A 13,006-nucleotide genomic window follows, 5' to 3' on the forward strand; every position below is an offset into this window, starting at 1 on the left:
GATTTCGCCTGCGGGGGAAATCGGTAGAAGGTTTCGTCCCCTTCGTCTAGTGGCCTAGGACACCGCCCTTTCACGGCGGTAACAGGGGTTCGAGTCCCCTAGGGGACGCCATATCAGTCACGTATCCCAGACGTGACAAGATGCTGTACTTGGGGCTATAGCTCAGCTGGGAGAGCGCTTGCATGGCATGCAAGAGGTCGACGGTTCGATCCCGTCTAGCTCCACCAATTTAGTGATCCGCAAGGGTCGCACCAGGGTAACGTCCCCTTCGTCTAGTGGCCTAGGACACCGCCCTTTCACGGCGGTAACAGGGGTTCGAGTCCCCTAGGGGACGCCATATCGGTCACGTATCCCAGACGTGACAAGATGCTGTACTTGGGGCTATAGCTCAGCTGGGAGAGCGCTTGCATGGCATGCAAGAGGTCGACGGTTCGATCCCGTCTAGCTCCACCAATTTAGTGATCCGCAAGGGTCGCACCAGGGTAACGTCCCCTTCGTCTAGTGGCCTAGGACACCGCCCTTTCACGGCGGTAACAGGGGTTCGAGTCCCCTAGGGGACGCCACACTCGAAAGAAACCGCCTCACGGCGGTTTTTTTTCGTCCGCACGAAAGCCATTCACCAGGGTCTTTCCCAGGTGCCCGTCAGGGCATTGATTGTGTTAGACCTGTACGCCGAGTCCAAGCAAGGGGAGTGGGATGATCGTCGAGTATCTCTACAGCCTGGCCCAGGTGTCTGCCGAGCAGTGGAACGGTTTGCTGGTGGACGACCAGCCCTTTCTGCGGCATGAATTCCTCTCCACCCTGGAAGACAGTGGCAGCCTGGGGCAGGGGACCGGCTGGCAGCCGGCGCACCAGATCCTCAAGGATGCCCAGGGACAGCTGCTCGCCGCGATGCCGGCCTATCTCAAGGCGCACTCCTATGGCGAATACGTCTTCGACTGGGCTTGGGCCGATGCCTGCCGCCGAGCCGGGATCGACTACTATCCCAAGCTGCTGGCCGCCGTGCCCTTCTCGCCGGTACAAGGCGCGCGCCTGCTGGGTGAGCCAGCCGCCTGCGCGACCCTGCTCGACGCCACCACGGGCAGCCTGGCCGGTCTGGAGCTCTCCAGCCTGCACGTCAACTTCACTGACCCCAAGGCCGATGCCGTGCTGCAGGATCGCGATGGCTGGCTGGCCCGCCTCGGTTGCCAGTTCCACTGGCATAATCGCGGCTACCGCGACTATGGCGATTTTCTCGCAGCCTTGACCTCGCGCAAGCGCAAGCAGTTGCGCAAGGAGCGCGATCAGGTTGCTGGCCTGGGGGTGAGTTTCGCGTGGCGCAAAGGCGATGAGTTGAGCGAGGCGGAGTGGGACTTCGTCTATGCCTGCTATGCCAATACCTATGAGGTGCGCGGCCAGGATCCCTATCTGACGCGCGCCTTCTTCAGCCTGCTGGCGGAACGGCTGCCCGAGGCCATTCGTGTGGTGCTGGTGCGCCAGGGCAGCCGGCCGGTAGCCATGGCCTTCTACCTGAGAGACGGCGACACCCTCTATGGTCGCTACTGGGGCTGCCTGCAGGAATTCGACCAGCTGCATTTCGAGACCTGCTTCTACCAGGGCATCGAGTACGCCATCGCCGAAGGACTGCAGCGCTTCGATGCCGGCGCCCAGGGCGAGCACAAGCTGATTCGCGGCTTCGAACCTACGCTGACCCGTTCCTGGCACTACTTGGTGCATCCGGGGCTCAGAGCGGCCGTGGCCGAGTTTCTCGATCAGGAGCGAGCAGGGGTCCAGGCTTATGCCCGACAAGCCGCCGAAGCCTTGCCCTACCGCCAGGAGGATGGCGCGGCCTCATGCTGAACTATCTCTGGTTCCTGCTGGCCGCGCTGTTCGAGATCGCGGGCTGCTACGCCTTCTGGCTCTGGCTGCGTCTGGATCGCAGTCCCTGGTGGATAGTCCCGGGTCTCGCCAGCTTGGTGCTCTTCGCCTTGCTGCTGACCCGTATCGAATCTGCCTACGCCGGTCGCGCCTATGCCGCCTATGGCGGCATCTATGTAGTGGCCTCGCTGGGTTGGCTGGCGCTGGTCGAGCGCACTCGCCCGACCTGGACGGACCTGGCGGGTGGCTTGCTCTGCGTAGCGGGGGCGCTGGTGATCCTGCTGGCGCCGCGGGGCAGCGCCTAGGCGGTCGGTAGGACCCTAGTCGTCGAGCAGCTCGGGGGGCACATCGCGCCTTAGCACCAGCTGGCACAGAGCACTGTCCGGATCGAAGAGGATGACGGCTTCGCCGGTTTCCAGGGCGCGCCGGGCGCGCTGGGTGCGGGTCGCCAGGGGCGTTTCGTCACCGTTGTCGGTGCCGTCGCGGGTAACGAAGTCTTCCAGCAGGTTGTCGAGGGTGGCGGCAGCGAGCTGGTCGTGGGGGATGATCATGGAGAGGTGCCTGGAAAAAGGCGCCCAGGATACCCCAGGCGCGATAGTCGAACGCTATTTGCTGCTGTCGCCGACGACCTCTTCCAGGGGCGGCAGATGCGTCTGGTTGTCCATCTGGGTGTCCTCCGGCAGCAGCTGATGACCAAAGCGGTCCAGCGAGCTGTCGGCGGGCTGGGCATCGCTGTCGAACACCGGTGGGCTAAGCATGTAGCCGGTCAGCAGCTGACTGAGCGCCGCCAGGCTGACGATATGGGTGCGCTCGTAGCCGTGGGTGGCATCGCAGCCAAAGGCGAGCAGGGCGACCCGTACGTCCTGGCCGGAGCTGATCGCCGAGTGGGCGTCGCTGTAGTAGTAGCGGAACAGGTCGCGCCGGACCGGGATGTCATTGCGTTGCGCCAGGCGTAGCAGGTGCCGCGACAGGTGATAGTCGTAGGGGCCCGCGGAGTCCTGCATGGCGACGCTGACCCGATGCTCGTCGGACCTCTGACCCGGCGCGACCGGGGCGATGTCGATACCGACGAATTCGCTGACGTCCCAGGGCAGGGCACCGGCAGCCCCTGAGCCCACTTCTTCGGTGATGGTGAACAGCGGATGGCAGTCGATGGGTGGGGTCTGGCCGGTTTCCTTGAGCATCTTCAAGGCGGTGAGCAGGGCAGCCACGCCCGCCTTGTCGTCCAGATGGCGCGAGCTGATGTAGCCGCTGTCGGTGAATTCCGGCAGCGGATCGAAGGCGACGAAGTCGCCGACCTGCACGCCCAGCTGCTCGGTCTCGTGGCGGCTCTTGGTCACGGCATCGAGGCGTAGCTCGATGTGATCCCAGGTCACCGGCATCTTGTCGATCTCGGTATTGAAGGCATGGCCGGAGGCCAGGAGCGGCAATACGCTGCCTCTCAGGGTGCCATCGTCAGTGAACAGGCTGACCCGACTGCCTTCAGCGAAGCGGCTGGACCAGTGGCCCACGGCCGCCAGGCCCAGGCGACCGTTGTCCTTGATCTCGCGGACGATGGCACCAATGGTGTCCAGGTGCGCGGAGACCGCCCGGTCCGGACTCTCCTTGTGGCCCTTGATGGTGGCGCGGATGGTGCCACGCCGCGTGAGCTCGAAGGGGATGTCGAGTTCGTTGAGCCGCTCGGCGACGTACATGACGATGGTGTCGGTGAAACCGGTGGGGCTGGGAATCGCCAGCAGGTCCAGCAGGACCTTGCGCAGGTAATCCAGATCCGGTTCAGGCAATCGATTCATAGCGGAACCTCCCGGGATAGCGGGAACAACAGGTCGATGAAGCGCTCGGCGGTGGGGCGTGGCTCGTGATTGGCCAGGCCCGGACGTTCGTTGGCTTCGATGATGACGTAGTCGGGTGAGTCGGCGGCGGGGACCAGCAGGTCCATGCCGGTGACGGGGATGTCCAATGCGCGCGCGGCCTGGATGGCCGCGTCGGCGAGCACCGGATGCAGGCTATCGGTGACGTCCTCCAGGATGCCGCCAGTGTGCAGATTGGCCGTCTTGCGCACGGCCAGGTGGGTGCCGGCGGGCAGCACGCTGTCCCAGTCGTGACCGGCGCCGCGGATGGCGCGCTCGGTTTCCTCGTCCATCGGGATGCGCGACTCGCCGCCGGTAGCTGCCTGGCGGCGGCGGCTCTGGGCTTCGATCAGGTCCCTGACGCTATGCTGGCCATCGCCGACGATTTCCGCCGGGCGGCGGATGGCGGCAGCCACTACTTCGTGGCCAATGACCACCACGCGCAGATCGAGGCCCTGGTGAAAGCTTTCCAGCAGCACGCGATCGTCATGGCGCTGCGCCGCCTGGATGGCGGTGGCAAGGTGCTCGGCGTCGCGGATATCCACGGCCACGCCCTTGCCTTGTTCGCCATTGACCGGCTTGACCACCAGGGCGCCATGCTTTTCCAGAAAGGCAGTGTTGTCTTCCTCGCTGCCAGCCAGTTGCTGCTCCGGTACCTTCAGCCCGGCACGGGCCAGGGTGCGACTGGTCAGCACCTTGTCGGCGCAGAGGGTCATGGTCACAGCGGAGGTGAGATCGGTGAGGGATTCGCGGCAACGAATGCGCCTGTTGCCCTGGATCAAGGTGAAAAGACCCCCTTCGGCATCGTCCACCTGCACCTCGATGCCACGCCGCAGGGCTTCGTCGACAATGATCCGTGCATAGGGATTCAGCTCGGCGGCAGGGCCGGGGCCGAGGAACAGCGTCTGATTGATGCCGTTCTTGCACTTGATGGCGAAGGTCTGCAGCTGACGGAAACCCAGCTTGTCGTAGAGTCGCTTGGCTTGCAGGTTGTCATGCAGCACCGACAGGTCCAGGTAGGCTAGGCCGCGGCTGGCATAGTGTTCGATCAGGTGGCGAACCAGCGCCTCGCCGACCCCAGGCCGGCTGCACTCGGGCGAGACCGCCAGGCACCACAGCGAGGAGCCGCCATCCGGATCCCGGAAGGCCTTGACGTGACTGAGGCCCATCACCGAGCCGATGATGGCGCCGCTGTCGTCGTCTTCCGCCAGCCAGTAGACCGGACCGCCCTTGTGCCGGGGCGTCAGCCGCTCGGTGTCGACGGGCAGCATGTGTCGTTGCTGATAGAGTCGGTTGATCTCGTTCCAGTCTTGCGCGGAGCAGGCGCGGCGGATACGAAAGCCGCGATAGATCCGGCGCGCCGGGCGATAGTCGCTGAACCAGACCCGCAGGGTATCGCTAGGATCGAGAAACAGCTGCTGTGGCGCCTGGGCCAGCACCTGGTGCGGTGCGGCCACATAGAGCGCGATATCGCGCTCGCCCGGCGTCTCGTTGAGCAGCTCCTTGGCCAGACTGGCGGGGTCGGGATAGGTATGGCCGACGAGCAGCCGTCCCCAGCCGCAATGAAGGCAGAGCGGCTGGGAGGTCGGATGGTCGCCTTCCGCCAGGCGTGCCTGCAGCCGTTCGTAGGAGGGCGTCTGGGCACGCTGGAGGCGCTGGTTGTAGCTGGTCGCTTTCATGCCTTGTGCACCCTCACAGTCCGTGTTCGCTCATCCAGAGGTTGAGCGCGGCGAGTTGCCAGAGCTTGGAACCACGCAGGGGCGTGATGCGATCGGCCGGATTGGTCAGCAGGCGATCGATCTCGGCGGTGTCGAACAAACCGCGATCCTGGCTGGGATCCAGCAGCAGCTCGCGTACCCAGGTCAGGGTGTTGCCTTCCAGGTGCTTGAGGCCCGGCACCGGGAAATACCCCTTGGGTCGGTCGATCACCTTCTGAGGGATAACCTTGCGCGCGGCGGCCTTGAGTACCTGCTTGCCGCCGTCGCCCAGTTTGAACTCGGCGGGAATGCGTGCCGAGAGTTCGGCCAGGCGATAGTCGAGGAAGGGCACCCGAGCTTCCAGGCCCCAGGCCATGGTCATGTTGTCGACCCGCTTGACCGGGTCATCCACCAGCATCACGGTGCTGTCCAGGCGCAGGGCCTTGTCGACCCCGGCGCTGGCGCCCGGCTTGGCGAAGTGCTGACGGACGAAGGCTTCGGCGGCGTCTCCCTCCAGGCGTACACCCGCCTGCACGGTGGCGGCGTACTGGGCGTAGTCGCGGTCGAAGAAGGCGGCGCGGTAGGCGGCGAAGGGGTCGGCGGCGCCATGCACCTGGGGATACCAGTGGTAGCCGGCGAAGAGTTCGTCCGCGCCCTGACCGCTCTGGACCACCTTGCAGTGCTTGGAGACCTCACGGGAGAGCAGGTAGAAGGCGATGCAATCGTGGCTCACCATGGGCTCGCTCATGGCCGAGAAGGCACGCGGCAGCTGCTGGATGATCTCGTCTTCGGCGATGCGCAGTTGATGGTGGCGAGTGCCGTAGTGATTGGCTATCAGATCGGAGTACTGGAATTCGTCACCACGTTCGCCACCGGCATCCTCGAAGCCGATGGAGAAGGTCAGCAGGTCCTTGACGCCCGAGTCGTGCAGCAGGCCGACCAGCAGGCTGGAATCCACGCCCCCCGACAGCAATACGCCCACCTCGCGCGCGGCGCGTTGGCGGACCGCGACGGCATCCTTGAGGCCATGCAGGACCCGTTCGGCCCAATCGTCCAGGGTGTAGCGGCGCTCCTCTTCACGGGGGCCGTAGTCCAGGTTCCACCAGGTCTCCTGATGCTGCTGGCCCGAGGCATCCACGGTCATCCAGGTCGCTGGCGGCAGCTTCTGCACGCCCTTCAGGATGGTGCGCGGCGCTGGCACCACGGCATGGAAGTTCAGGTAGTGGTTGAGCGCGACCGGATCGATGCTTGTGTCGACGTCGCCGGCTTCCAGCAGGGCAGGCAGGCTGGAGGCGAATCTCAGGCGCTTGTCGGTGAACGACAGATACAGCGGCTTGATACCCAGGCGATCCCGGGCGATGAATAGCCGACCGCTGTCTCGCTCCCAGATGGCGAAGGCGAACATGCCGTTGAGCTTGGGCAGCATATCCTTGCCCCAGGCGTGATAAGCCTTGAGCAGGATTTCGGTGTCACCCCCGGAATAAAAGCTATAACCCTTGGCTTCCAGCTCGGTACGCAGTTCCGGATAGTTGTAGATGGCGCCGTTGAACACCATGGACAGACCCAGTTCCGGCTCGATCATGGGTTGGCCCGAAGCTTCCGCCAGATCCATGATCTTCAGCCGGCGATGGCCCAGGGCGACCGGTCCCTGGCTGTGGAAGCCCCAGGCATCGGGTCCGCGCTGTTCGAGGCGGTGGGTAATGCGCTCCACCACGCTGATGGCTGCGGGTTGTTGATCGAAACGAAGCTCTCCGGCGATGCCGCACATGGTTCTGTGCCTCTTGAATCCTTGGGATGCGGCGCGGTGAGTTCAATCCCGAACCCGGCGTGCGCATCCAATGCGTGTGGACTTCTCGCAATCCTTGAGAAGCCAATGCAATGGCGCTGTGCGTGTGGGAGGCGTGGAGCGGACAGGTCGTCTGTCTGGCGCTCCAGGTCTGAACGCACGCATCGACCGACAGCAGGTCTCAGAGAGGGTGGGGTGCCGCCGGTCAGGGCCTCAGGTTACGAGCCCCGGGCACGGCGGATGGTTCCATGCGAATGGCCGTGGCTGCCGCCACCGTCACAGGTGGGGCTGCCGGATCGGCTTCAATATGTTATAATGTATCTTTAATGTGCCGAAGACATCCTGTCATCGGTGCTCCAGATCAGGAGAGCCTTCATGAGACCCGGTATCCATCCCAACTACCGTCCTGTGCTGTTCCACGACACCACGTCGGACACCTATTTCCTGATTCGCTCCACCGCCGAGAGCGACCGCACCCAGGAATACGAAGGTCAGACCTATCCCTATATCAGCCTCGACGTGTCCAGCGCGTCCCACCCGATCTACACCGGCGAGCAGCGTCAGATGAAGGTCGAAGGCCGCGTCTCGAGCTTCAACAAGAAGTTCGCCGGCTTTCCGGGTGGCAACAGCAAGTAGCGTCCCACGGGCAGCGCGCCGGCTCAGCGCGCGCTGCTGACCCCTTCGAGGGTGGCGAAGGAGGTGTCCTTGGCGGTCAGCAGGAAATCCTGCATGAAGGGCGCCTCCAGCATGTCTTCGCGGATCGCCGCATAGAGCGTCGCATAGAGTCCCTTCTCTCCCAGTCGGCGCGCCGTGACATAGCCGCGTGAGCTGTATTCGTGGATCGCCCAGTTGGGCAAACAGCAGACCCCGCGACCCGACGCCACCAGTTGCAGCATCATCACCGTCATTTCCGCCGTGCGAATCGACAGCGGCTCGACATCGGCCGGATCGAGAAAGCGGGTGAAGATATCCAAGCGATCGCGTTCCACCGGATAGGTGATCTGGGTCTCCTGAGCGAGATCCCCGGGCACGATGAAGGGACGCTGTGCCAGTGGGTGTTGGTTGGCCACCGCCAGCAGGGCTTCGTAGGTGAACAGCGGCACGTAGGTGACGCCCGAAAGATCCACCGGATCGGCTGTCACCACCAGATCCAGATCGCCTCGGGCCAGGGCGGGCAAGGGGGCGAAGGAGAAACCGGAGGCCAGGTCCAGCTCCACTTCCGGCCAGGAATCACGAAATTGATCGATGGTGGGCATCAGCCACTGAAAGCAGCTGTGGCATTCGATGGCCATATGCAGCCGTCCCGCCGTTCCGCCCACCAATCGTGCGAGGTCTCGCTCGGCACTGCGCAAGTGGGGCAATACCGCATCGGCGGTCTGCAGCAGCCGCAGGCCGGCACTGGTGAAGCGGATGGGCTTGGTCTTGCGAATGAACAGGGGGGTACCCAGGCGCTCTTCCAGTTCCTTGAACTGATGGGAGAGGGCGGATTGGGTCAGGTGCAGACGCTCCGCTGCTTCCACCAGGCTGGAGGATTCGCGGAGAGCATGCAGGGTTTTCAGGTGGCGAATTTCGAACATGGCGCTGGCACTGGACATAAAGGCGCATCATGAAGACTTTTCATGGTGCTGCCTATGCTCTACCGTGCTCGGCGAGCTGTTGCAGTGTCTAGCGCCGTGGAAAAACATGTCGATCCCTGAGCGGATAGCCCGCTCAGGGACAGGCTTCTTCAGGCGGCGTTACTGTCTTTTGCGGCTTGGGCCGGTTCTGAATGCGCGAGGAAGTCTTCCAGCGCAGCCCGCTCGGCATCGGTGAATACCAGGCCCAGCTTGGTCCGTCGCCAGAGTACGTCATCGGCACTGGTGACCCACTCGTGGCGTTGCAGGTATTCCACCTCGCGCACATGGAGATCAGCGCCCAGCACCGCACCTAGGTCCTCGACCGAGCGCGAATCACCCAGCAGGGTCCAGACGCGACTGCCGTAGGTGGTCGCCCAGCGCTGCGCCAGGGCAGGCGTCAGGCCACTGACCTTGTCCAGCAATTCACGAGTCAGCGCCTGCGGCGTGGTCATGTTTTCGCCACCGGGCAGCGGTGCGGAGGCTGTCCAGCTGTTGCCTAGCTTGGGGAAGAAGGGCTGCAGCTGCGCCATCGCCGACTCGGCGAGCTTGCGGTAGGTGGTCAGCTTGCCACCGAATACCGACAGCAGTGGCGCGCCCTGTTCTTCAGCCAGCGACAGGGTGTAGTCGCGGGTGATGGCGGAAGGATTGTCCGACTCGTCGTCGCACAGCGGACGGACACCAGAGAAGGTGTGCAGGACGTCGTCACGGCTAAGTTGCTTGCGGAAGTGAGCATTGGCCACGCCCAGCACATAGTCGATTTCCTGATCGGTGATGGTCACCTTGGCCGGGTCGCCCTGGTATTCGCGATCCGTGGTGCCGACCATGGTGTACTGGCCCAGGTAGGGGATAGCGAAGACGATGCGGCGGTCTTCGTTCTGCATGATGTAGGCCTGGTCGCCTTCATACAGCTTGGGCACGATGACATGGCTGCCCTGGATCAGGCGGATGCCATAGGGCGACTTCTGCTGCAGGTCCTGGCGAATGAAGCTGGCGACCCAGGGGCCTGCCGCGTTCACCAGCGCCTTGGCACGAATCTGCCGACGGCCCTGAGGGCCCTCGATCTCGACGTCCCAATGACCGTCAACCCGGCGGGCGCTGACGCAACGGGTACGGGTCACGATGTCGGCACCCTTGTCGCGCGCCTGCATGGCGTTGAGCACCACCAGGCGCGCATCGTCCACCCAGCAATCGGAATATTCGAAGCCGCGCTTGATCTCGGCCTTGAGCGGTCCTTGTGCGTCGAACTTGAGACCACGGGAGCCCGGCAGCTTTTCCCGCTTGCCCAGGTGGTCATAAAGGAAGAGGCCAGCACGGATCATCCAGGCCGGCCGCAGGTGCGGGCGGTGCGGCAGGACGAAGCGCATGGGCTTGACGATGTGCGGCGCCTTGGCCAGCAACACCTCGCGCTCAGCCAGGGCTTCGCGCACCAGGCGGAATTCGTGGTGTTCCAGATAGCGGAGGCCACCGTGGATCAGCTTGCTGCTGGCGGAAGAGGTGTGACTCGCCAGATCGTCGCGTTCACAAAGAAACACCGACAGTCCACGACCCGCTGCATCGGCCGCAATGCCTACGCCATTGATACCACCACCGATGACGGCGAGATCGTAAGTCCGGGGAGTTGCAGTGGATGCCTGGGCCATGATGCCTCCTGTGAAACGAACATAATTATTCGGTTTCGAACATAATAGCCCAGCAAAAACACAGGTTCTAGCCAAGCCTGTGTCTTCAGACCGCTAAAACGAAAAAAAACGAATATTGAGGAGGGTGAGGCGACGAATGGTCGCCCCTCGGACTAGCGCGAGCGTGCCACTTCCACCTTGACCTGCCACTCGCGCAGGCAGCGAGCGAAGGCGGGCGAGGGTTCCTGCTCGGTGAAGAGCTGGTCTATCTGTTCGAGGCTGCCCAGTCGAATCATGGCGTTGCGACCAAATTTGCTGGAGTCGGCGGCGAGAAACACCTGGCGGGCGTTATGGATGATGGCCTGGGAGACGCAGACTTCCTGATAGTCGAAATCCAGCAGGGTGCCGTCCTCGTCGATGCCGCTGATGCCAACCAGGGCGTAGTCGACCTTGAACTGCTTGATGAAGTCAGCGGTAGCCTGACCCACCACGCCACCGTCGCTGCGTACCTTGCCGCTGGCGATGAGGACGTCGAAATCGTCCTTGGCGCTGAGGATGTTGGCCACATGGAGGTTGTTGGTGATGATCTTGAGGCTGCGATGCCCGAGCAGGGCATGGGCGATGGCCTCGGTGGTGGTACCGATGTTGATGAACAGCGAGGCGTGGTCGGGTACGGCGGCGGCCACGGCTTCGGCGATCAGGCGCTTTTCCTCACGCATCTGACCGGCCCTCATGCTGTATTCGGTATTTTCCACGCTGGAATCATGGGCGGCGCCGCCATGGTAGCGTCGCAGCAGGCCGGCTTCGGCGAGCTGATTGATGTCGCGGCGGATCGTCTGGGGAGTAACGGAGAAGTGCTGGGCCAGCTCTTCGATGCTGACGTAGCCACGCTCACGAACCAGTTCGAGAATCTGCTGTTGGCGGGGCGCCAGGCTCATTACGGCTTCCTTGAGGTGATCGAGTAAATTCACAGAGGATGCCGTAGGTCGTTCATAGTGGAAAGCGCTTGTCGCGTAAAGCAAGACCGGCGTCGGAAGACGCCGGTCGTTTCGCTGTCAGTCGAGTGCCCAACCGCGGGTCCGCTCGACGGCTTTCTTCCAGCCCTTGTACAGGGTGTCTCTCTTGCTCGGATCGCAGGCCGGTTCGAAGACCCGCTCGATGGTGCTCTTGCTGCGCAACTCGTCCAGGCTGCTCCAGAAGCCGGTAGCGAGGCCGGCGAGGTAGGCCGCGCCCAGGGCGGTGGTCTCCTTCATTTCCGGCCGCTCGACGCGAGTGCCGAGCACGTCCGCCTGGAACTGCATGAGGAAGTTGTTGGCGGTAGCGCCACCGTCCACGCGCAGCGACTTCAGGGCTTCACCGGCGTCCTGCTGCATGGCGTCCAGTACGTCGCGGGTCTGGAAGGCAATGGATTCCAAGGTGGCGCGGATGATGTGATCCACCTTGACGCCGCGGGTCAGGCCGAACAGGGCGCCCCGGGCATAGGGGTCCCAGTAGGGCGCGCCCAGACCGGTGAAGGCCGGGACCAGGTAGACGCCGTTGCTATCGGTCACCTTGGTGGCGAAGTACTCGGAGTCCAGGGAATCGTTGATCACCTTGAGTTCGTCGCGCAGCCATTGCACGGTGGAGCCGCCGTTGAAGATGGCGCCTTCCAGGGCATAGTTGACCTCGCCGCGGGGACCGCAGGCGATGGTGGTCAGCAGGCCGTGCTGGGACTGCACCGCCTTCTCCCCGGTGTTCATCAGCAGGAAGCAGCCGGTGCCATAGGTGTTCTTGGCCTGGCCTGGCTCAACGCACATCTGGCCGAACAGCGCTGCCTGCTGGTCGCCGGCGATACCGGCGATCGGGATGCCGGTGGTCTGGGTGCTGCCCAGGTGCGCATGCCCATAGACCTCGGAAGACGACTTCACCTCCGGCAGCATCTCGCGCGGGATATCCAGCACCTCGAGCATGGTGGCATCCCACTCACGCTTGTGGATATCGAACAGCAGGGTGCGCGAGGCGTTGGTGTAGTCAGTCACATGGGCCTTGCCCTGGGTCATCTTCCAGATCAACCAGGTGTCCACGGTGCCGAACAGCAACTCGCCACGGCGGGCGCGCTCGCGGCTGCCTTCCACGTGATCGAGGATCCACTTGATCTTGGTGCCCGAGAAGTAGGGGTCGATCACCAGGCCCGTGGTCTTGCGGATATGGTCTTCCATGCCATCACGCTTGAGCTGGTCGCAGATCGCGGTGCTCTGGCGGCTCTGCCAGACGATGGCGTTGTAGATTGGGCGGCCGGTAGTCTTGTCCCAGACGATGGCGGTTTCGCGCTGGTTGGTGATGCCGATGGCCGCGATCTGCTCGTTGCTAATGCTGGCCTGGGCCAGGGCCTCGACGAAGACGGCGCTCTGGGTCGCCCAGATTTCCATCGGGTCATGTTCTACCCAGCCGGCCTGCGGATAGATCTGCGCGAATTCGCGCTGGGCGATGGTCACCACGTTGGCGTTGCGGTCCAGGACGATGGCGCGGGAGCTGGTAGTGCCCTGGTCGAGCGCGACGATGTACTGCTTGTTCTGGTCGGTCATGGTCGTGTTCCTTATTG

11 protein-coding genes and 5 tRNA genes are annotated in these 13,006 nt (G+C 63.6%); 8 read left to right on the forward strand and 8 right to left on the reverse strand.

Annotation, left to right across the window (positions count from 1 at the left end; translation table 11 throughout):
- Positions 1-35 precede the first annotated feature (35 nt).
- The 7 genes from APT59_RS08230 (at position 36) to APT59_RS08260 (ending at position 2,162) form a co-directional block, all read left to right on the forward strand.
- Positions 36-111 (forward strand) — tRNA-Glu (locus APT59_RS08230).
- A 40-nt stretch (positions 112-151) separates the two neighbouring features.
- A tRNA-Ala gene (locus APT59_RS08235) sits at positions 152-227 on the forward strand.
- A 34-nt stretch (positions 228-261) separates the two neighbouring features.
- Positions 262-337: transfer RNA gene (locus APT59_RS08240), tRNA-Glu, on the forward strand.
- Between the two features lie 40 nt (positions 338-377).
- Positions 378-453, forward strand: a tRNA-Ala gene (locus tag APT59_RS08245).
- A gap of 34 nt (positions 454-487) precedes the next feature.
- Positions 488-563, forward strand: a tRNA-Glu gene (locus APT59_RS08250).
- A gap of 133 nt (positions 564-696) precedes the next feature.
- Positions 697-1,839 (forward strand): GNAT family N-acetyltransferase, encoded by a 1,143-nt coding sequence (locus tag APT59_RS08255; protein ID WP_059314404.1) that lies wholly within the window; start codon positions 697-699, stop codon positions 1,837-1,839.
- Positions 1,833-2,162: a YnfA family protein gene (locus APT59_RS08260; protein WP_059314405.1), complete on the forward strand. Its 330-nt coding sequence runs from the start codon at positions 1,833-1,835 to the stop codon at positions 2,160-2,162. The genes APT59_RS08255 and APT59_RS08260 overlap by 7 nt, the downstream gene beginning before the upstream one ends.
- Positions 2,163-2,177: 15 nt before the next feature.
- Here APT59_RS08260 and APT59_RS08265 read toward each other — a convergent pair whose 3' ends face one another.
- From APT59_RS08265 to APT59_RS08280, 4 genes are read right to left on the reverse strand one after another with little or no spacing between them, the layout of a single operon-like run.
- Positions 2,178-2,408, reverse strand: coding sequence for a YheU family protein (locus APT59_RS08265; RefSeq protein ID WP_007162735.1), 231 nt, complete (start codon positions 2,406-2,408; stop codon positions 2,178-2,180).
- 54 nt (positions 2,409-2,462) lie between these two features.
- Positions 2,463-3,650 (reverse strand): osmoprotectant NAGGN system M42 family peptidase, encoded by a 1,188-nt coding sequence (locus tag APT59_RS08270; protein ID WP_059314406.1) that lies wholly within the window; start codon positions 3,648-3,650, stop codon positions 2,463-2,465.
- Positions 3,647-5,386 (reverse strand): N-acetylglutaminylglutamine synthetase, encoded by a 1,740-nt coding sequence (gene ngg / locus APT59_RS08275; protein WP_059314407.1) that lies wholly within the window; start codon positions 5,384-5,386, stop codon positions 3,647-3,649. Before ngg ends, APT59_RS08270 begins: the two co-directional genes overlap by 4 nt.
- Positions 5,387-5,399: 13 nt before the next feature.
- The gene (locus tag APT59_RS08280; RefSeq protein WP_059314408.1) at positions 5,400-7,172 is read right to left on the reverse strand and encodes an N-acetylglutaminylglutamine amidotransferase; all 1,773 of its coding nucleotides are present in this window, start codon (positions 7,170-7,172) and stop codon (positions 5,400-5,402) included.
- A gap of 393 nt (positions 7,173-7,565) precedes the next feature.
- On the opposite strand from APT59_RS08280, the gene APT59_RS08285 reads away from it, so the two are divergent.
- Entirely contained in the window at positions 7,566-7,826 is a 261-nt protein-coding gene (locus APT59_RS08285) for a type B 50S ribosomal protein L31 (RefSeq protein ID WP_059314409.1), read from the forward strand.
- Positions 7,827-7,849: 23 nt separating this feature from the next.
- Here the strand turns inward: APT59_RS08285 and metR are convergent, their stop codons facing one another.
- From metR to glpK, 4 genes are all read right to left on the reverse strand, one after another.
- The gene (metR, locus tag APT59_RS08290) at positions 7,850-8,767 is read right to left on the reverse strand and encodes a transcriptional regulator MetR (protein WP_059316852.1); all 918 of its coding nucleotides are present in this window, start codon (positions 8,765-8,767) and stop codon (positions 7,850-7,852) included.
- Positions 8,768-8,916: 149 nt separating this feature from the next.
- Positions 8,917-10,446, reverse strand: a complete 1,530-nt coding sequence (gene glpD / locus APT59_RS08295) for a glycerol-3-phosphate dehydrogenase (protein ID WP_059314410.1) — start codon at positions 10,444-10,446, stop codon at positions 8,917-8,919.
- A 152-nt stretch (positions 10,447-10,598) separates the two neighbouring features.
- Positions 10,599-11,363, reverse strand: coding sequence for a DeoR/GlpR family DNA-binding transcription regulator (locus APT59_RS08300; RefSeq protein ID WP_059314411.1), 765 nt, complete (start codon positions 11,361-11,363; stop codon positions 10,599-10,601).
- Between the two features lie 117 nt (positions 11,364-11,480).
- Positions 11,481-12,989, reverse strand: a complete 1,509-nt coding sequence (gene glpK / locus APT59_RS08305) for a glycerol kinase GlpK (RefSeq protein WP_059314412.1) — start codon at positions 12,987-12,989, stop codon at positions 11,481-11,483.
- Positions 12,990-13,006: the final 17 nt, after the last annotated feature.

Origin of the sequence: Pseudomonas oryzihabitans (assembly GCF_001518815.1) — a bacterium.
GTDB lineage: Bacteria > Pseudomonadota > Gammaproteobacteria > Pseudomonadales > Pseudomonadaceae > Chryseomonas > Chryseomonas oryzihabitans_E.